This window comes from Streptomyces sp. NPDC002870, from assembly GCF_042888505.1.
Lineage (GTDB): Bacteria > Actinomycetota > Actinomycetes > Streptomycetales > Streptomycetaceae > Streptomyces.
In genome coordinates this window covers 240,908-259,798 of sequence record NZ_JBIAPW010000009.1, presented here as the reverse complement: position 1 = coordinate 259,798, position 18,891 = coordinate 240,908, and the positions used below count along the sequence as shown (strand labels likewise).

The window sequence follows — 18,891 nt, the reverse complement described above, 5'->3', positions numbered from 1 at the left end:
GCGCGGCTCACGTCGGGGACAACGCGGGCGGTGTCACCCGCCTCGGCGACAGCCTCGGCAACGACCTCGGCGATGTGGGGCGGTTGGGCGACGACCTGCCGGGCGGCAATGCGGTCGACCGCACTCCGGGCGGCGGAGCGAACCATCTCCCTGGCAGCCGTGCCGACGACTTCGGCCGTGGCCCCTCCGCCAGCCACGAACCCCCGAGCGGCGGCGGCCACGACACCCACCCCACCGGCGGGGGCCACGGCGACACCACACCCGGCGGCGCGTCCCACTCGGACACCCCGACGGGCGGCCACGGTGACAGTGGCGGGACCGGTCACGGAGACGGCCCCGAACACCCGGCCGGTGGTGAGGGCGGGAGCGGTTCAGCGCCTGACGGGCTCGTCAACAGTCTTGATGACCCGCCGCTTGCCGGAGGGTCCGAGGTCAGGCCGGACGGCGCTCGCTACATTGAAGAGCCCGCTGTCCGAGATGTTGCGGCGGCACGGTTCTACGATCAGGTCCGGGCCAACCCGGATGCCCTGGACATCAGGGGCATCTCGGAGAACACCGGTATCGGCGCTGACGTGCTGGATCGCGTCCGCACCCACTTCTTCCTCACCGAGCACGTGGTGGCCGAGGCCCCGGGTGTCGCACGGCAGGCATACTTCACACCCCGCACGGACATCGCCGAAATCTGGCAGGCGGCCAGTCAGCGCAGTCTGTCCCCTGAGGAAGCGGTGAAGTTCGAACGCTATATCGCTCATGAATACGTTGAGAGCCACTTCATCGAAGCGGGCATACCGTATCTGCGCGACGAGCCGCATTCCTGGGAGGGTTACGCCAACGAGACCGAAGCTGGGTACTATCACGTCTGGCCCGAGAGCTGGGCCGATGCAGGCGCCCATGAACTCGCGACGAGTGAACGCAGAGGCGGGTTCGGACACTGGGGCGGGCTAGGCCTTGACGTCCCGAAGGTCGAGCTGGCACCGGGTCTCTCCAACATCGACGAGGTGGTGGCAGCCCTCTTCCAGGAGCTGCGATCGAAGGGAATTGAGCTGAAGTGACCGACCGGCTGCCATCCCTCATGCTGAATCGTCTCCGCGCAGTGGAATGGATCGGTGACTGGGACGACGTGCTCGGGCGTGTCGTGTCGCGCCGTATTCTGATGCGTGAGTATCTCAGGCGGGCGGCCCTGTGGGCCCAGGCGTACTCCGCCGAGAGCGCGTGGCCTTTCTTCGACGTCACGGAGTATGTGGACCCCGATTTCCGGCTTTCCCCGGAAATTGCCGCGGAGCTTGAGGAATTCCTGAGCACCGTTCCTGGCGAACTCCTCCGGATCACCTGTGCGGGCGCGGTGCTCATGGCGGGAATCCGGGCACGGAATCCGGCCGGGCTTCCCGACCTCCCCGATCTCTACGAGCCGCTGGTCCTCTTCTACGAGCGGGGCGGGGAGTTCGTGCAGGATAATGCTGGTGGCCTCGATCTGACGGGTGTGTCGTTCCGACCCAAGGGCCTGAAGGACAACCTCGGCACCCCTCCCTTCCGTGCGCTCAGCGAGACCGTGCTCGATGCCCTGGATGCCGAGGGACGCATCTCTTTCTACGCCGCGAGCGAGGGCCAGGGACTCGTCCTGAGACGCCGCCTACTGCCGGGAGGCGAGCAGCGTGACGAGGTGTTCAGCCAGGACCTGCGCTGGGAGCCGACTGATCGGCTCCCCAACTCCGAAGAGGAAGCGAAGGACGCCGGATGGGTCCGGATCGGCGAGGTCGAGGCGGCCGAGCTCATCGGGGCGACTGTGGTAAGTGCCTCCCGGTAGCGAGGCGAGAGTCGGGGCTACGCCACAGGCCCTCCGACAGGGTCGTCAGGGCGCTCGGCAAACCCTGACTCCGTGACCGTCGCTGTTGCCCGACACGGTGCGCCAGGACTCCATGCCGCGGAGTACGCGGACCAGCTGGGCGAGTGGGTGACCTCGGACATCGAGGAGCTCGAGCAGTCGTCGGAGATGATCGACTCCACGTTCGGCACCGCTCTTCTGCACATGGAGGCGCGTTGCACCGTCGATCCGGGTGCGAATGAGTTGGAGACGTGGGAGGCCGTGGTCAACGCGATGCAACTGGGCTCGGCGATGTTCGCCGTGTCAGGTGTGAGCGACGGCACCGCCGAGTGCCGCGTGAACCTGAAGTGACCGAGAATTCTTCACGCAGGGTGTTGGAGCGACTGCGTGCCATTGACTGGGCAGACGATCTCGCGGCATCCGATCACGCCAACTCGCGTGCTCTGCTCATGCGCGAATACTTGCGACGAGCGGCTCTGTGGGCGCGTACTTATGGGGCGGAGCAGTCCTGGCCGTTCTTCGACATCGCGGAGCACGTCGATGCGGAGCTCCAGACACCCCCCGACGTCGCCGCCGAAGTGGAAGAAGTCCTGACCGGGCTCGCCCCGACTTCGCTGAAGCGGACCTGCCGAGCTGCTATCCGGTGGGCGGCGCTCCGTGACGCCCGTGACGACTTGCCTGCCGATCTGCCGGACCCCTATGAACCGCTCCTGCTCATGTACGAACGCGGCGGCGGGTACTTCTTGGAGGAGTACCTCGACCTCAACGGCGTGATGATCCGGCTCGGCAACGTGGAGAGCAACACTTCCGCCACGCCCTTCCTCACGCTCGCCCCAGCCACTCTCGACGCACTCGATGCCGAAGGTCAGATCACCTACTACGCGAAGGTGAGCGAGGGCTATCCCCGGCACAGCCCGCGCGGCATCGTCCGGCGTCGCATCGACGAAGGCCAGACGCATGACGAAGCCTTCACCCGACACCTCCGCTGGGAGCCGACCGAATACCTCAAGCTGTACGACCTCGGTCACAACGAAGTCGACCATGTCAAGATCACAGAGATCGAGGCTGCCGTGTTCATCGAATCGGTGACGACGAAAATCCTCGGCTCCCCTTGAGTCACCGCCGAGGCTCTGGTACCCAGGTCGTCGCCCCGGCAGCCACTACTGACATCAAAGCGAAATTCGCGGAACACGCAAGCAGTTACGCGGCTGTCGCCAAGCGGCTCAATGCCACCGTCCTTGGATGGGGGGTTCTGGAACGCCGCCGGGCATGAGGCTTGCTTCACGGGTGTTCCGTAACCTGGTCCGCAGGTTGACTGTCGAGCAGCGTGGCAAGCGTGAGTTCACCTGCCAATGACGCGCTGAGCCACTCCGCGAAGTTGATCCCGTGGGGCCAGTGCTCGCCCTGGTGGGTGCTCCACATCGGTCCGACGGGGTCACGGAAGTCCACCAGGGACCAGATGGTGCAGCCCCAATCGATGACTGGGACCAGTCCGGCGGGGATCCGTCCGGAAGGGTCTGGCCCCTCTTCGTAGATTTCTCCGAGATGGCTCCAGTCACCCTGAGAAGCCCCTCCCTCGACGCCCAGGATGCCTTCGGCCGGGCCGAAGCCTCCGTTGGCCGCCTCCAGGTAGAGGCGACGCAGCAAGGTCGGAAGGGCGAAGCCGATGGTCTTCTCAGCCTGCATGACCACCGCTGGCGTTGCCGGCGGGGGCAGCCCACCGGCCTTCGCGTAACCACGGACAACCGCGATGATCTCCTCATCCGTCACGCGACGAGCTTCTCAGGCTGGGCTTCCCTGCGGGAACACAGGTCGCAGCACGCTCAGGGACGAAGCCACCAGAGGTTAGAACTCAAGCTAATCGCCGGCGGGCCGCCCCGCTGAACTGATGTCCGCCCAGATGGTTTTCCCCGACGGCGGATGCGGGCGTACTCCCCCGTCGGCGGCGAGCGCAGTGACAAGGACCAGGCCCCGGCCTCCTTCATTGGCGATCTCGGCCATGATTCGGTGCCGTCAGCGAGGGCCCTGAGAGGCACGCTCGGCTATCAGCTCAAAGGCCTATAGGAGGGTCACGATGGGGCTACTCGACAGAGCTGACCTCCGCCCAGACCGTCTTTCCGGAGGGCGGGTACGGCAGTACTCCCCAGCCGTCGGCCAGTGCGTCCACGATGACCAGCCCGCGCCCTCCCTCATCGGCAATCCCGGAAACGGCAGGAAGGCGATCGCCGCGCGGATCCGTGACCTCGATCCGCAGCCTGGAGCCCTGAAGGAGGACCAGACTCAGCCGGAAGCCCCGGCCTGGCAGACATCCATGCCTGACGGCGTTCGTGGCCAGCTCGGCGACGACCACCGCGGCGGCTTCCGCGCGCTCACTGTCGGGCGGCCATCCCCATTGCGCGATCTGCTCGACGGCAAGCAGTCGCGCGAGCCGCGCGCCGCGCCGCGTGGCGCTGAGCAGCTGGGTGAACTGCGCTGCAGGTGTGGCCGGTTGGGGCGGCATGTGAGTCTGTACGGATTCGCTCTTCACATCATTCAGCGTGGCGGTGCACCAACGCGCTGACCAGCAGTGACGGAGGTACGGCGCCGTTGCGTACAGGTCCTGGCAGCTCCGTGTACCGGTGCCGGGCGCGACCCCCGCCGACCGGCCGCATTTGCCCTCGTACTCGTTCCTGGCGGGGTCAGCCCGAGTCCACGACGGCAGGGTGTTGCCGTAGTTCGTCAGCGATACGGGCTTGGTCTCCCTCGGCTGGCAGGCGCCAGCGGATGGATTGGGGGCAGGTGCGCCTCGCTGATCCCAGTCCGGACCGGTCAACTACTCTCACCCGGCCGGAAGTTTGATCGCCAGGACTTCCGTCCGACCCCTAAGCTGAGCACAGGTGTTCAAGACTTCCGGGGGCCGGTCAAGTGACCACAGCGTTAGGCACAAACACGATCACCCTTGCCTTGGTGGCGGGGTATGCCGGGTCGGGCAAGTCCGAGGGCGGGAAAGCTGCTGGCAGCCGCGACCGGTTGGGCGATGCTCGACAAGGACACGCTCAGCCGGCCGCTGACCGAGCGACTTCTGCTGGCCCTGGGCGGCGACCCGGACGACCGGCACAGCCCGACCTACCTCGAGCACGCCAGGCCCCTGGAATACGCGTGCCTGATGAAGGCCGCCTGGGAGAACCTCGAGTGCGGCATCTCCGTGGTGGCGGTGGCGCCCTTCCTCGCGGAGAGCGCCGACGCACAGTGGCCCGCTTCGAGACGTTGTGGGTGGACAGCGACGTTGAGTCCATGCGTGACCGCCTGATCTCACGCAACGCCTCGCGCGACACCTGGAAGCTGACCCACTGGCCGACGTACACGGGCAGATCGACATCGGTCTCCGGCCGGTTGTCCCCCACCACATGATCGACAACCGTATCGGCGCGTCCCGCCCTCTGGCCGAGCAGGTCGAGTCCATCGCGCAACGACTTCTGGGGGACGCGTGAGCGCAGTCGTCCTGTACGGACCGCCCACCTCGGGCAAGGACACCGTGACGGCAGCTCTGCGCGTCACCGATCCCCGCTTCGGCGCAACTCCCGCTCAGAGAGCCGGTGATGCCTCGTGAGGTGTGACGGTGGCCAACTTCTTCGCGTGAACACCAGGGCCCGTGGGCCACACGGAGGGGTGCCGTTTCGCTCGTACACCGTGCGGCCTTGCCGCCGAGCCGTAGCCTGCCGGAAGGGACCGGTACACAGCGTGTGCGTACCGGTGGCGGCGGCAGGCATCGTGCAGAACGGGGCGGGCACGGCATGGAGCTCATGGGCCCGGCGGACGACAACGACGAGGTCGAGGACGCGGCGGATCTGTTCCGCGTGATCGGCCGGCAGGTTCGGCTGCTGCGCGAACGGGCGGAGTTGACGCAGCGGGAGCTGGGTGAGCAACTCGGCTACAGCGAGGACCTGATCCGGTCACTGGAGCGCGGGCGCAGGACGCCGCAGGCGGAGTTCCTGGACGCGGCGGACGAGAGGCTGGGCGCGGGCGGGCTGCTGCGGGCGGCGAAGGAGGACGTGGCGAGGGCGAAGGCCCGGGCGCGGGTGAAGCATCCGACGTGGTTCAGGAGCTACGCCAAGTTGGAGGCGGATGCCGTCGAGGTTCACGAGTACGGCAGCCATGTCATCCCCGGGCTACTGCAGACCGAGGCTCACGCGCGGGCTCTCTTCGCCATGCGCAAGCCACTGCTCGATGAAGCAACCATCGAACAGCGCGTAGCCTCGCGACTCGCCCGCCAGGAGCTGCTGGCGCGCTGGCCGGCGCCAATCGTGACATGCATCGTCGAAGAGTCGGTTTTGCGCAGACCGATCGGCGGCGAGGCCGTACACAAGGAGCAACTGGAGACCTTGCTGAACCTCGGCCAGTTGAGGAGCCTGGAGCTGCAAGTCATGCCCACCAGACGACAAGAGCACGCGGGCATGGGTGGGCCCTTCATCCTGCTGACCCCCAAGTCCCGGCCACAGGTTGCCTATCTGGAGGTCCAGAACATCAGCAGGCTGGTCACCGATCCCGATGAGGTCCGTATCCTGGCCGCACGCTACGGCAGCATCAGGGCTCAGGCACTCACACCGTCCGAGTCCCTGGCTGCCATCAAGGAGTTGTTGGGAGAAGCATGAGTACCGATGGCGCAACAAGCCTCACGCCGTCTCTCGAGTGGATCAAGAGCTCGTACAGCTCCAACGAAGGCGGCGCGTGCATCGAAGTCGCCGCCACTGAGCAGGCCGTGCTTGTCCGCGACTCCAAGGACGTCACCCGGGCCCACCTGTCCGTCAGCCACCCCGGCTGGGCACGCTTCGTTCGGTACGCGGCAGGAGCCTGACTCCGCTCCATGGCCAGCCCCGCGTGGACGGACGACACGTCCGCTCCGTTCCAGCTCCTCTCCGGTGCCGCCTACTCGCCGGTGATCCTTCACGTCCCGCACTCCTCGCGGGTCATTCCCGAGTCGGTGCGTGACGGCATAGTGCTGGACGACCGTGCGCTCGAGCTGGAGCTGGACCACATCACCGACTCTCACACGGCCGAGATCGCCGCCGCGGCAGCGGAAGCCGCGACCGCCACCCCCTGGCGGTTCGTCAACGGCCTCTCCCGCCTCGTCATCGATCCCGAGCGCTTCCCCGACGATCGCGAGGAGATGCTGGCCGTCGGCATGGGCGCGGTCTATACGCACACCACGCACCGCGAGCTGCTCCGCCCGCCGGGCGTGGATCCCCGGCCGCTGATCGAGCGGTACTTCCGTCCCTACGCGGAGGCGATGACCGCGGCGGTCGGCGAGCGGCTGGCTGCGACGGGGCGGGCCGTCGTCATCGACGTCCACTCGTATCCCACCGAGCCGCTGGCCTACGAGCTGCACGGCGACGGGCGGCGGCCCCCGGCCTGCCTGGGTACGGACGGCTTCCACACCCCTGCGGAGCTGCTCGCCCACGCCGAGAAGGCGTTCGCCGGCTTCGGCGGCACGGGGATCGACAGCCCCTTCGCCGGGACGTATGTGCCACTGAAGTACTACGGCAAGGACCCGCGCGTCAGCGCCCTGATGATCGAGATTCGCCGGGACACGTACATGTCGGAACCCGGCGGGGCGGCAGGCCCCGGTCTCACCGCCCTCGCCGCCGCGCTGGCGGGTCTGGTCGACGCGCTGTCGGCGTGAGTCAGAACCTCGTCCGGGTCAGGACCACGCCCGCCCCGCCGCCCATGTGGCCAGTTCGTCCTGTGCGCCTGTCAACAGGGCGGCCGAGGGCACCGTCGCGCCGTTCGTCACCAGGGCGTAGTGCACGCCGCCCGCGTTCTGCGCGGTGAGCAGGAGGCGGCGGCTGCCTGTCCCGCCCGGCTCCGGGGCGACGGCGATCGGTGTGCTTCGCGTGTACGCGGGAGGTCCGGCGACCGTGCCCAGGTCGGAGACCACCGTCGTGCGGGCATTGTCGAAGGACGCGGGCAGGTGCAGTTCGGTGGGGGCGGCGGTGCCGTCCGAGCGCCACAGGAGGAGGCCGTACTGGCCTGTGCCGACCAGCTCGGCGACCCGCGGCAGCGACTTCGGTACGGGATTCCAGGTGAGGGTCGTCGAGCCGTCGCGTGAGCGATCCTCGTAGGTGAAGGCCAGGGCGTGGCCCGCGGTGGCGCTTGGGTAGAGGCGGTCCAGCAGCCGGGCGTCCTGGCGGAGCACCGCCGTGCCCGAGTCGTCGAGGCGGACGGCCGACAGGTCCTCGTCGTTCCAGGCGTCGGCCGCTGTCAGGACCTTGTCGGGATTGCCGTTCATCAGCTCGTGGTGACGGCCGTTGTAGATGTCCCACTGCCATTGCGTGCCGGACAGCACCGGTCCCGAGTCCTGAGGGCGGGACCACCAAGCGGCACCTGGCAGCCGGGAGTCCAGGGCTTGATACATCGCCTTGCCGACCGTCGGGGCCTTGTCGGAGACACTCCCGGTCAGCGGATGGCCGAACTCGCTGACGACCGCCGCCGTGCCCGCGCCGGCCGCGCGGTCGCGGACGGTGCCGAAGTCTTTGGCGTACTGTCCGTCGGCGGCCTTGCCCCACATGAAGATGCCGGAGATGGCCTTCTGATCGTAGAAGTGGGTGTTGAAGACATATCGGGGCCCGATGGCGCCTGCGTCGAGCAGCCCGCCCTCCTGCTTCTGGAAGGCGAGGTTGGCGTTCCAGAAGAGGTTCGGTTCGACGAAGGCGGGCTTGTTCCGCCAGCCGGCCGCGTCCATGCGCGCGCGGAACTTCTCGTAGAAGGGCCAGAGCAGCTCGCGCTCCCAGGCCCGGCTGGACTGGCCGGAGTCGTACGAGCCCGCGTGCGGCTCGTTGTACGGATCGAAGCCCGCGACCGCCGCGAACTCCGCGCCGCTGAGGTGTTCGGCGAAGTACGCCATGGCGGTCTGGGCGGTCGCGAGGAAGGCGTCCTGGACGCCGCCCTTGTTGTGCCAGAAGTCGTACGTCGCCCGCTTCACGGCTTCGTTCTGCGTGATGTTCTGTCCCCAGAACAGGCAGATGCCGCACGACTCCCGCGGGTAGCCGCCCGCCTCGACCGCCCACTTGGGGGCGCCGTCCCCGGTGTACCAGCTGCCCTGGTTGAACAGGTGCCGGGAGTAGAGGTCCTGGTGGAAGTCGGGATAGACGCGGATGCCTGCCTTGAGGAAGGCGCGCAGCTGTGCGGTGGCGGCGGCGAGATAGGTCCGGTTCGCCTGGCCCCGCACGGGTTCGGCGTGAGCCCATGACAGCAGGAAGCGGACGGTGTTGCCGCCGCCGAGCGCACGCAGGGCGGTCGCTGACTTCTCGGCGTCGGCGACGGATGCGAAGGGCAGTCCGCCGTTCTCCTCCAGCTTGGTCTCGCCGGAGACGTTGTACCCCCGCAGGACCACCTCGCGGCCGAGGCCGTCGGTGAAGCGGCCGCCCTCGACCGTGAAGGCGGCCGCGGCCGGCTCGTCGAATCAGAGGGAGTCCGGGGCGGGCGCTGCCGCGGACGGGGCGCCCCCTGTGGTCAGGGACGCGGTCATGAGGACGAGGAGACCGGTCAGACGCGCGCGCATCTTCGACATGCCCATGCTCATCACAGTTCCTGACGTACCGTCAGACTGTCAACGGTTGCACCACGAGCGACGCACGAGACGACACGAGACGACACGACACGACACCGGGAGCAGCGACCCCGGGTGGCACCAAAGACCAAGGTATCCACAGGTAACCGAGGTATCCGCAGGTAATCGACCATTCCCCTCACATCCGAGTGCATTTCCGTTATGCGGTTATCTTCGCTTCTCCGATTCGCCGAGCCATTTCCTCCGCAATGCCGGACCTCCGTAATACCGCCACCTTGGCGCGGCCCAACACCTTCTGCACACGTCCCGGAAACACTCCCTCCACATGGACGCGTGCGCACGTACGACACCTGACACGAGGTTGCGTTCTTCGGTGAATCTGCACACCGAATGCGCAGCCGCCACATCCCCTCCCGCGGACCTTCCTCACCCTGACCAGCCCATCCACCCTTTGATGCGGTAATGTCCAAATTCCTGGCCAAGTGGGAGTCAGCCAAAGGGAATTACGGTGGCTCACTCTGTGAAGAAGATGGCACCAAGCCATGGACATACGTGCACGTCAGGTAATTCGACGGCTGCCTTTCGCCCGCATCAGCAGCTGTCCGATTGGCTGCGCAACGCGCCTGCGTGCTTTGATCCTTCGCACTGCGGGGAGCCGAAAGACTCAGTCGCAGCATTCGAGATATCCATGCGAAGGGAACCCCCTCATGAACTCCACCCCCCAGGTTCAGACCCAGGAAATCTCCGACAGCGACCTGGACAACGTGTCCGGTGGCCTGGTGGGCCAGGCTGCCGGCGCCGTGCTCGGCACCGTCGACTCCGTCGTCCCGGTCTCCGGCGTCGTCGGTGCCGCCTCCGGCACCGTCGGTTCCGTCGTCGGCACCGCCGAGGGCCTCACCGGCCTGAACACCTCCGGCGTCACGGGCCTGGTCGCCGGTCTCTGAGCTGGTCGTGTGCCGCTCAGCGGCGCATCTCCAAGCGGTGACTACGGCTCGTCGGCGTCCCCTCCTTGCCGACCGGCCGGACCATATGCCCCGGATCCACCCCAGGGTCCGGGGCATACGGCCGCCGCCCGGCGCTGCCACACCAGGCGCGCCGAATACCCGTCATCAGCACCACCGCAGTTGAGGGAAGAGTGTCGTGCAGTTCCGCCAACAGGCCCTTTCCAAGCTGCAATCGCCGGAAGAAATCGATCTGCCGGTGCGTTTCGCCCGCCCCCAGGGGTGGCTCGTCCTGGCCGTCACGGTCGTCGTCATGATCGCCGCATCCGCCTGGGCGGTCACCGGCACCGTGACCTCCACACTGAGCGCGCCCGGAATCCTCACCCACGCCCAGGGCAGTTACGTCCTCCAGAGCCCCGTCGCGGGCCAGGTCACGGATGTGCTCGCCGAAGAGGGCAAGAGGGTTTCCGCCAACGCTCCCCTGGTGAAGCTCCGTACCGCCGAAGGCAGCGCCGTCGTCCGTACGATCGCCGCAGGCCGGCTGACCGCCCTCGTCGCCACGATCGGCTCCGTGATCACGACCGGAGCGGATGTGGCAGCCGTGGAGAAGATCGAGAAGACGGACGACCCCCTGATGGCCGTCCTGTATGTGCCCGCCGACAGCGGATCGACGGTGCCCGTGGGCGCTTCGGTCGATCTCACCGTGCAGTCGGTGCCCACCCAGCAGTACGGCGTGCTGCGCGGCCGGGTGAAGGCGGTCGCCCGGACCGCCCAGACCCGCCAGCGGATCACCGGCTTCCTCGGCAGCAGCCAGCTGGGCGAGCAGTTCTCGAAGAAGGGCCAGCCCGTGGCGGTCCTGGTGCGTCTCGATCCGTCCTCGCGCACCGAGTCCGGCTACACCTGGTCGTCCGCGGAAGGTCCGCCGTACGCCCTCGACTCCATGACCCTGGCCACCGGCGCCATCCGGCTGTCCGAGCAGCATCCGATCGACTGGCTGCTGCCATGACCGCGCAGCAGCAGCTGCCGCCGGCGGGCGGCCGCGGACGCCATCGCCCGGAGGGAGCTCCGGTCCCGCGGCGCGGCGCGCGCCGCGCCGGCCCGCCGCCCAGGGCGAAGAAGCAGAAGGCCAAGAAGCAGAAGACCGTTCGCACCCCCACCGTCCTCCAGATGGAGGCACTGGAGTGCGGCGCCGCCTCGCTGGCCATGGTGCTCGCGCACTACGGGCGCCATGTGCCGCTCGAGGAGCTGCGTATCGCGTGCGGTGTCTCCCGCGACGGCTCACGCGCCAGCAACCTGCTCAAAGCGGCGCGCAGTTACGGTCTGCAGGCCAAGGGCATGCAGATGGAGCCGGCGGCGCTGGCCGAGATGCGGGCGCCGGCGATCCTGTTCTGGGAGTTCAACCACTATGTCGTCTACGACGGCATGGGACGGCGGTTCGGCCGCCGGGGCGTGTACATCAACGACCCCGACAAGGGCCGCCGCTTTGTGGCGATGGAGGACTTCGACACCAGTTTCACCGGTGTCGCGCTGATCTTCGAGCCCTCCGACAGTTTCCGCCGGGGCGGCCGTAAGCCGGGGATCATGGGCGCCGTGCCCGCGCGGCTGCGCGGTACGACGGGCACTCTGCTGGCGGCTCTGCTCGCCAGCCTCCTGCTCGTCGCGGTCGGCGCCGCGATGCCGGCGCTGAGCCGTACGTACATCGACATGTTCCTGATCGGCAATCAGACCTCGCTGCTGGGACCCCTGTTCGCCTCGATGGCCGTGATGGTGGCGCTCAGCGCCGTGCTCACCGGCCTGCAACAGGCGAACCTGCTGCGCGGCCGCATCATCTCGTCCACGCTCAGCAGCGCCCGTTTCCTGCGGCATCTGCTGAGACTGCCGGTCACCTTCTTCGCCCAGCGCAGTCCGGCCGACCTGGTGCAGCGGCTGCAGTCCAATGACGCGGTCGCCGAGACGCTGGCGCGGGACCTCGCCGCCGCGGGCGTGGACGGCGTCGTCGTCATCCTCTACGCCCTGCTGCTGTGGACATACGACCCTCAACTCACCGTCATCGGCGTGGCGATCGCCCTGCTCAATGTGGTCGCGATGCGCATCGTGATCAGGCTGCGGGCCACCAACACCCAGAAGCTGCGCGCGGACAGCGCACGGCTCACCAACACCTCGTACACCGGTCTTCAGCTGATCGAGACGATGAAGGCCACCGGCGGTGAGAACGGGTACTTCCGGCGGTGGGCGGGGCAGCACGCGACCACGCTGGAGGTACAGCAGCGGCTCGGTGTGCCGAGCGCCGCGCTCGCCGTCGTCGCGCCCACCCTCGCGACCCTCAACAGCGCGCTGATCCTCTGGATCGGCGGACTGCGGGCTGTGGAGGGCCATATCTCGATCGGTCTGCTCGTCGCCTTCCAGGCGCTGGTGACGCGCTTCACCGCACCGATCACCCGGCTGAACGGAGTGGCGGGCAGGATTCAGGACTTCGCCGCCGATGTGGCCCGGCTCAAGGATGTCGAGAACTTTCCCGTCGACGCGCTGTACTCACGCCGCGAGCAGGACGCCGGCACCCGAAGGCTCAAGGGCCATGTGACGCTGGAGAACATCACCTTCGGCTACAGCCCGCTGGACAAGCCGCTGCTCACCGGCTTCTCGCTGACGGTCGGACCTGGGCAGCAGGTCGCGCTCGTCGGCGGGTCGGGCAGCGGCAAGTCCACCGTCTCCCGGCTGATCTCCGGCCTCTACAGCCCGTGGGAGGGGACGATCCGTATCGACGGGCAGCGCCTGGAGGACATTCCCCGCAGTGCGCTGGCCGCCTCTGTCTCCTTCGTCGACCAGGACGTCTTCCTCTTCGAAGGCACCGTCCGGGACAACGTGGCGCTGTGGGACCCGTCGATACCGGACGAGGCCGTCGTCACCGCGCTCAAGGACGCAGCCCTCTACGACGTGATCGCCCGGCGGCCCGACGGCATCCACAGCCGGGTCGAGCAGGACGGCCGTAACTTCTCCGGTGGTCAGCGCCAGCGGCTGGAGGTCGCCCGGGCGCTGGTCCGGCGGCCGAGCATCCTCGTGCTCGACGAGGTCACCAGCGCCCTGGACGCGCAGACCGAGCAGGTCATCATCGACAATCTGCGGCGGCGCGGCTGCGCGTGCGTCGTGATCGCGCACCGGCTGAGCACGGTGCGCGACAGCGACGAGATCGTGGTGCTCGACCATGGTTCTGTCGTCGAACGCGGCAGGCACGAGGAGCTGGTCGCCGCCGGGGGTCCGTACGCCGAGCTGGTCAAGGAGCACTGACGTGGCATCCGTTCACCCGTCCGCGGTCGCGGGACCGGGCGAGTTCGACGCGGTGACCCACGCGCTGGGCGGCCTCGGCACACCCGTCGACTGCACCGGGCTGCGCAGCCTGGTGCTGGAGGGGCCGCAGGTGCTGTGGCTCGTCGTCGGCGGGGCGCTGGATCTCTTCGCGGTCGACGCCGCCCAGCAGGGGCACTGGCACTTCCTGGGCCGTCTCGAAGCGGGCACGCTGCTGCTCGGCCCGGTGGACGGCCCGCGGCACACCCTGCTCGGCAGGCCTTCGCAGGACTGTCTGCTGCGCCGGATCCCGCTGCGTGAGCTGTACCGGCCGGAGTACGGGACGTACGGGACCGAGTACGGGACGTACGACACCGGGCAGGGGACGTACGGCACCGGGGAGGGCGAGTACGGCACCGGGCAGGGCACGTACGGCACCGGACACGCGGCGTACGACGACACCGGCTACGCAACGCCCCCCACCGGCTATGAGGCGCAGCCGAGTCCGCTGGAGTACGCCTTCGCTCTCGGCACCGGGCGGGGCCTCGGCGTCCTGTTCCAGGCTCCGCTCGACAGCCGGCCCGCGAGCGAAGAGGCCGTGGCCGACGACGACATCCTGTGGATGCCGGTCTCCCCCGGCAGCGTCCAGTACGGCGCCGCCTACAGCACGGAGGCGGCCGGGGACCTGCTGGTCGACGCCGCGTTGTGGCAGCAGATGGTCAACCAGCAGTACCGGCTGCTGTCCGCGGTGGACCGCTGGATCGAAGAGCTGGAGCGCGCGCACGAGGACCGGACGGCCGCCGGCATCAAGGCGGGCGAAGCGGTCCGTGCGCGGGCCGACCAGGCGCTGCTGGCCTCCATCGGCAGGCCGGAACGGGCCGGCCGGGCGTCCACCGGCCCTGACGCGGTGACCGACGACGCCACGTTCGCAGTCTGTCGGCGGGTCGCGGAAGCCGCCGGGATCACACTCTCCGAACCGTCGAAGAGCGCGGCTGTGGGCGACCGCATCAGTCCGGTCGAGCGGATAGCGGTCGGCTCGCGGATCCGTACCCGCGCGGTCAGACTCGACGGTCGCTGGTGGCGTACGAACACCGGTCCTCTGGTGGGCCATTGGGCCAAGTCGGGAGCCCCGGTCGCGCTGCTGTGGCACCGTGGCCGGTACGAAGCGGTGAACCCGGCATCGGGACTGCGGATACGCATCGGCAGCAACAGCGCGGAGGAACTCGAACCGCGCGCCGTGATGTTCTACCGCCCGCTGCCGGAACGGCCCATGACCGCCTGGCGTCTGCTGCGCTTCAGCCTGCGCGACACCCGCATGGACCTGCGCAATCTGGCGCTCGCCGGGCTGGTGACGGTGGGGCTCGGCGCGCTGGTGCCGATCGCGACCGGACAGGTGCTCGGCGTGTACGTGCCGACGGCCGAGACGAACCTCATCGTCCAGGTCGCACTCGCCGTCATGATCGCCGGCATCGTCTCCGCCGCTTTCATGCTGCTGCAGAACCTCACCATTCTGCGGATGGAGGGACGTATCGAGAGCGCGCTGCAACCGGCTGTGTGGGACCGGCTGTTGCGGCTGCCGACGAGGTTCTTCACCGAGCGCTCGACCGGAGAGCTGGCCAGTGCGGCGATGGGCATCAGTGCCATTCGCCGGGTGCTGTCCGGCATCGGCCCGGTCGCCGTCCAGGCGAGCACGGTCGGCGCGATGAACCTCGTACTGCTGCTCTGCTACAGCGTTCCGCTGGCGCTCGCCGCGATCGCCATGCTGATCCTCATCGGAGCCGTGTTCCTCGGGATGGGCCTTTGGCAGCTGCGGTGGCAGCGACAGCTCGTCGAGCTCGGCAACAAGCTCAACAACCAGGCGTTCCAGACCCTGCGCGGGCTGCCCAAGCTGCGCGTCGCCGCGGCGGAGAGCTTCGCGTACGCCGCCTGGGCGCGGGAGTTCGCCCGCTCGCGTGAACTCCAGCAGCGCGCCGGCCGGATCAAGAACCTGACCACGGTCCTCGACGCGGTCTATTTGCCGCTCTGTTCGCTCACCATGTTCATGCTGCTGGCCGGTCCTGCCCGCGGCAGCATGTCGGCCGGGGAGTTCCTGACCTTCAACACCTCCGTGACGATGCTGCTGACCTCCGTCACGCAGGTCTCCGGGGCGCTGGTCTCTGCCGCTGCCGTACTGCCCATGTTCGAGCAGATCAAGCCGGTATTCGACGAGGCCCCGGAGGTCCGCGTCGCCAGCGCCCAGCCCGGCGCCCTGACCGGTGCGATAGAGGCCAGGAAGCTCTCCTTCCGTTACTCCGACGAGGGCCCCCTGGTCCTCGACGAGGTGTCCCTGCAGGTGCGGCCGGGCGAGTTCGTGGCGATCGTCGGCCCCAGCGGATGCGGCAAGTCGACGCTTCTGCGCCTGCTCATCGGCTTCGACAAACCGGCCTCGGGCAGCGTCCTGTACGACGGCCAGGACCTCTCCGCCCTGGACCAGGCTGCCGTCCGCCGCCAGTGCGGTGTGGTCCTGCAGAACGCACAGCCGCTGACCGGCTCGATCCTGGACTGCATCTGCGGCGCCGAGTCCTTCTCCCAGGAAGAGGCCTGGGAGGCCGCCGAGATGGCGGGCCTGGCCGAGGACATCAAGCGCATGCCGATGGGCCTGCACACCATGATCTCGGCCGGCGGCGCGGTCTCGGGCGGCCAGCGCCAGCGCCTGATGATCGCCCAGGCCCTGATCCGCCGCCCGCGCATCCTGTTCTTCGACGAGGCGACCAGCGCGCTGGACAACGAGACCCAGCGCATCGTGATCGAGTCCACGCACCGGCTGAGCGCCAGCCGCGTGGTGATCGCCCACCGGCTGTCGACGGTGATGGACGCCGACCGGGTGATCGTGATGTCGGACGGCCGCGTGGTGGAGCAGGGCCGCCCGGCAGACCTGCTCGCCAACGCGGGCGGCGCGCTTCACGAACTGGTGCGCCGCCAGATGACATGAGCCGGCGGGCCCGTGGAGCCGGCCGGCACTAGTCGGCCGCGCTGTCCAGGTGCGGCAGGTAATGATCGAGGCGTTCCCGCTTGGTCCACAGATACGCCATGTTCTCTTCGCGCGGCGGTATCAGCAGCGGAACCTGCTCGGTGATCTTGATTCCGTGCCGCAGCAGCGCCTCGAGCTTGAGCGGGTTGTTCGACAGCAGCCGCACGGATTGCACACCGAGGTCGTGCAGCATTTCCGCCGCCACCCGGTAGTCGCGGGCGTCGGCCGGGAACCCCAGCGCGAGATTCGCCTCGACGGTGTCCAGCCCCTCCGCCTGGAGCTTCATGGCCCGCAATTTGGCCAACAGGCCTATCCCTCGCCCTTCGTGACCCCGGAGGTAGACGAGAATGCCGCGTCCTTCCGTCACGATGGCGTGCAGCGCGGCGGACAGCTGATCGCCGCATTCACAGTGCTTGGACCCGAAGACATCTCCGGTCAGACACTCCGAATGCACGCGGGTAAGCGCTCCGTCTTGCTCGGCATCGCCGTATACCAGCACCATTTGTTCGTCCCCGCTTTCGCGGTCCAGGTAGCCTACGGCGAGGAAATCGCCGTACGTGGTGGACAGCCGGACATCCACCACTCGTTCGGCACCCGATGGACGAACACTGTGGCCGAACACGCCATCACTTTCTGTCATGACCCCGATCCTATCTGGCAAGCTCACGGCAGCGTGAGCGAAAATGACGAAGAAACATCAACTGGCCGCCCGTTTCATCACGTTCGACCATGGGCGGGCAGAGCGAACAACGAAAGGCCGGAAAGACATGAGTGGTTCGGAAACGCCACAGGCATCGGGCTTGTTGCCATGGGACTCCACGGAGGACGTGCGGACCCAGCAGGCCGACGTCGCCATCCTTCCCATAGGCAGCTTCGAGCAGCACGGCGCGTTTCTTCCGCTGGTGACCGACACGGTCGTCGCCTGCACCATCGCCCGGGAGATCGCCGCGGTCCATCCGGTTCTCCACCTTCCTCCCCTCACGATCTCCTGCTCGCACGAGCATGCGGCCTGGCCGGGAACCGTCAGCATTTCCGCCGCGACCCTCTACGCCGTCGTACGGGACATCGCCGACTCGCTCCGCCGGTCCGGAGTCGGTTCCCTGATTCTGGTCAATGGGCACGGCGGAAATTACGTACTGCGCAACGTAGTTCAGGAATCCGCCGGCAGCGGAATCCGTATGGCGCTGTTCCCGGGCTCGGCGGACTGGGACGCCGCACGGGCCGGGGCCGGTGTGCAGACGCCGTCGCAAAGCGATATGCACGCGGGTGAAGTGGAGACATCCATTCTGCTGCACGCCCATCCCGAACTGGTCCGTCCCGGTTATGAAACCTCCGATTTCCTGTCCGACGACCGTAAGCATCTGCTCACTCTGGGCATGCCTGGATACACCAAGTCCGGTGTCATCGGCCGTCCGTCAATGGCGTCCGCCGAGAAAGGCAAACAACTGCTGGCCGGACTTGTCGAATCCTTCGGTGAGTACGTCTCGCTGCTCGCCCGGGGGGAGACGCGATGACCGGTCGGGGCGGAGCACTCGACGCGGCAGCGGCCTGGGAGCGGCTGCGCGGCATCCGGTCCGAGCCGGACGCCGAGGCCGCGGGTCTTGTCCGGAGCGCGGACGGCGGACGGCGCTGGCGGCAGGACGCCACACCAGAGGCGGAGATGCTCGCCGACCTCTACCTCCCGCTGTGCCTGGCCGGTCCGCACCTCACTTTCGCCCAACTCGGCCAGAGCCTGGACGGTTTCATCGCCACGCGTACCGGCGACGCCGACTACGTCACCGGGGAGGAGGACCGCCGTCATCTGCACCGCCTGCGTGCACTCGCCGACGCGGTGGTCGTCGGGGCCGGCACCGCCGTCGCGGACGACCCGCAACTGACCGTGCGTGCCTGCCCCGGGGACAACCCGGTGCGCGTCGTCCTCGATCCGCACGGTCGTGTACCGCTGACGCACCGGGTGTTCACCGACGGTTCAGCCCCGACCCTGTGGGTGGTGGGCTCGGCCGGCGAGCACCACAGGGCGGTCACGGACGGCGACGGCGTCGGCGACGGCGTCGACGTGCTGGTCCTCCCGGACCGTGATGCGTTCGCCCCGAGCCGCCTGGTGCAGGCGCTCGCGCGGCGCGGCCTGGGCCGGGTGCTGATCGAGGGCGGCGGCGTCACCGTGTCGCGTTTCCTGCACGAGCAGGCACTGCACCGGCTCTACGTCACCGTGGCACCGGTCCTGCTCGGCGACGGCATACCGGGGCTCCGCTTCGCCGGTCAGCCGGTGATGCGCGACGCGCTCCGCCCT

Annotated in this window: 16 protein-coding genes and 3 pseudogenes; 15 read left to right on the top strand and 4 right to left on the bottom strand. The window is 68.2% G+C overall.

All coding sequences use genetic code 11. The features are described 5' to 3' along the window. From ACFYWY_RS14660 to ACFYWY_RS14645, 4 genes and pseudogenes are all read left to right on the top strand, one after another. Positions 1 to 1,052 (top strand): annotated as a pseudogene (locus ACFYWY_RS14660) (hypothetical protein); the annotation flags it as partial. Next, positions 1,049 to 1,804, top strand: a complete 756-nt coding sequence (locus tag ACFYWY_RS14655; protein WP_389185090.1) for a hypothetical protein — start codon at positions 1,049 to 1,051, stop codon at positions 1,802 to 1,804. The pseudogene ACFYWY_RS14660 and the gene ACFYWY_RS14655, both read left to right, overlap by 4 nt. A 72-nt stretch (positions 1,805 to 1,876) precedes the next feature. Continuing rightward, positions 1,877 to 2,173 carry a hypothetical protein gene (locus ACFYWY_RS14650; protein WP_389185087.1) on the top strand — a complete coding sequence of 99 codons (297 nt, stop codon included), beginning with the start codon at positions 1,877 to 1,879 and terminating at the stop codon, positions 2,171 to 2,173. Between the two features lie 98 nt (positions 2,174 to 2,271). Further along, a complete protein-coding gene (locus ACFYWY_RS14645; RefSeq protein WP_389185084.1) occupies positions 2,272 to 2,937 on the top strand; it encodes a hypothetical protein in 666 nt (221 codons plus the stop codon). 166 nt (positions 2,938 to 3,103) lie between these two features. Here ACFYWY_RS14645 and ACFYWY_RS14640 read toward each other — a convergent pair whose 3' ends face one another. Both ACFYWY_RS14640 and ACFYWY_RS14635 read right to left on the bottom strand, forming a co-directional pair. Then, positions 3,104 to 3,592 carry a hypothetical protein gene (locus tag ACFYWY_RS14640; protein ID WP_389185081.1) on the bottom strand — a complete coding sequence of 163 codons (489 nt, stop codon included), beginning with the start codon at positions 3,590 to 3,592 and terminating at the stop codon, positions 3,104 to 3,106. A gap of 310 nt (positions 3,593 to 3,902) precedes the next feature. Then, positions 3,903 to 4,322: an ATP-binding protein gene (locus ACFYWY_RS14635; protein WP_389185122.1), complete on the bottom strand. Its 420-nt coding sequence runs from the start codon at positions 4,320 to 4,322 to the stop codon at positions 3,903 to 3,905. A 456-nt stretch (positions 4,323 to 4,778) separates the two neighbouring features. On the opposite strand from ACFYWY_RS14635, the gene ACFYWY_RS14630 reads away from it, so the two are divergent. The 5 genes from ACFYWY_RS14630 to ACFYWY_RS14610 all read left to right on the top strand — a co-directional run bounded on the left by ACFYWY_RS14630 (position 4,779) and on the right by ACFYWY_RS14610 (position 7,481). Further along, complete coding sequence (locus tag ACFYWY_RS14630; RefSeq protein ID WP_389185078.1) at positions 4,779 to 5,111, top strand: hypothetical protein; 333 nt, start codon at positions 4,779 to 4,781, stop codon at positions 5,109 to 5,111. 177 nt (positions 5,112 to 5,288) lie between these two features. Next, positions 5,289 to 5,411 carry a hypothetical protein gene (locus ACFYWY_RS14625; RefSeq protein WP_389185075.1) on the top strand — a complete coding sequence of 41 codons (123 nt, stop codon included), beginning with the start codon at positions 5,289 to 5,291 and terminating at the stop codon, positions 5,409 to 5,411. A gap of 184 nt (positions 5,412 to 5,595) precedes the next feature. Next, on the top strand, positions 5,596 to 6,453 hold the full coding sequence (locus ACFYWY_RS14620) for a Scr1 family TA system antitoxin-like transcriptional regulator (RefSeq protein ID WP_389185072.1): 858 nt from the start codon (positions 5,596 to 5,598) through the stop codon (positions 6,451 to 6,453). Continuing rightward, positions 6,450 to 6,656 carry a DUF397 domain-containing protein gene (locus ACFYWY_RS14615; RefSeq protein WP_389185070.1) on the top strand — a complete coding sequence of 69 codons (207 nt, stop codon included), beginning with the start codon at positions 6,450 to 6,452 and terminating at the stop codon, positions 6,654 to 6,656. Before ACFYWY_RS14620 ends, ACFYWY_RS14615 begins: the two co-directional genes overlap by 4 nt. Positions 6,657 to 6,665: 9 nt before the next feature. Further along, positions 6,666 to 7,481: an N-formylglutamate amidohydrolase gene (locus ACFYWY_RS14610; protein WP_389185067.1), complete on the top strand. Its 816-nt coding sequence runs from the start codon at positions 6,666 to 6,668 to the stop codon at positions 7,479 to 7,481. Between the two features lie 18 nt (positions 7,482 to 7,499). On the opposite strand, the pseudogene ACFYWY_RS14605 reads toward ACFYWY_RS14610, so the two are convergent. Further along, positions 7,500 to 9,368 (bottom strand): annotated as a pseudogene (locus tag ACFYWY_RS14605) (endoglycosylceramidase). Positions 9,369 to 10,075: 707 nt separating this feature from the next. On the opposite strand from ACFYWY_RS14605, the gene ACFYWY_RS14600 reads away from it, so the two are divergent. The 4 genes from ACFYWY_RS14600 (at position 10,076) to ACFYWY_RS14585 (ending at position 16,562) form a co-directional block, all read left to right on the top strand. After that, entirely contained in the window at positions 10,076 to 10,312 is a 237-nt protein-coding gene (locus tag ACFYWY_RS14600) for a type A2 lantipeptide (RefSeq protein WP_389185064.1), read from the top strand. Positions 10,313 to 10,508: 196 nt separating this feature from the next. Further along, positions 10,509 to 11,315: an HlyD family efflux transporter periplasmic adaptor subunit gene (locus tag ACFYWY_RS14595; RefSeq protein ID WP_389185062.1), complete on the top strand. Its 807-nt coding sequence runs from the start codon at positions 10,509 to 10,511 to the stop codon at positions 11,313 to 11,315. Next, positions 11,312 to 13,594, top strand: a complete 2,283-nt coding sequence (locus ACFYWY_RS14590; RefSeq protein ID WP_389185060.1) for an NHLP family bacteriocin export ABC transporter peptidase/permease/ATPase subunit — start codon at positions 11,312 to 11,314, stop codon at positions 13,592 to 13,594. Before ACFYWY_RS14595 ends, ACFYWY_RS14590 begins: the two co-directional genes overlap by 4 nt. Position 13,595: 1 nt before the next feature. Beyond that, positions 13,596 to 16,562, top strand: coding sequence for an NHLP bacteriocin export ABC transporter permease/ATPase subunit (locus tag ACFYWY_RS14585; protein ID WP_389185057.1), 2,967 nt, complete (start codon positions 13,596 to 13,598; stop codon positions 16,560 to 16,562). Between the two features lie 28 nt (positions 16,563 to 16,590). On the opposite strand, the gene ribA is transcribed toward ACFYWY_RS14585, so the two are convergent. Beyond that, complete coding sequence (gene ribA, locus ACFYWY_RS14580) at positions 16,591 to 17,241, bottom strand: GTP cyclohydrolase II (RefSeq protein WP_389185054.1); 651 nt, start codon at positions 17,239 to 17,241, stop codon at positions 16,591 to 16,593. Positions 17,242 to 17,368: 127 nt separating this feature from the next. On the opposite strand from ribA, the gene ACFYWY_RS14575 reads away from it, so the two are divergent. Continuing rightward, on the top strand, positions 17,369 to 18,115 hold the full coding sequence (locus tag ACFYWY_RS14575; RefSeq protein ID WP_389185119.1) for a creatininase family protein: 747 nt from the start codon (positions 17,369 to 17,371) through the stop codon (positions 18,113 to 18,115). Beyond that, positions 18,112 to 18,777: pseudogene (locus ACFYWY_RS14570) on the top strand (RibD family protein); the annotation flags it as partial. The gene ACFYWY_RS14575 and the pseudogene ACFYWY_RS14570, both read left to right, overlap by 4 nt. Between the last annotated feature and the right edge of the window lie 114 nt (positions 18,778 to 18,891).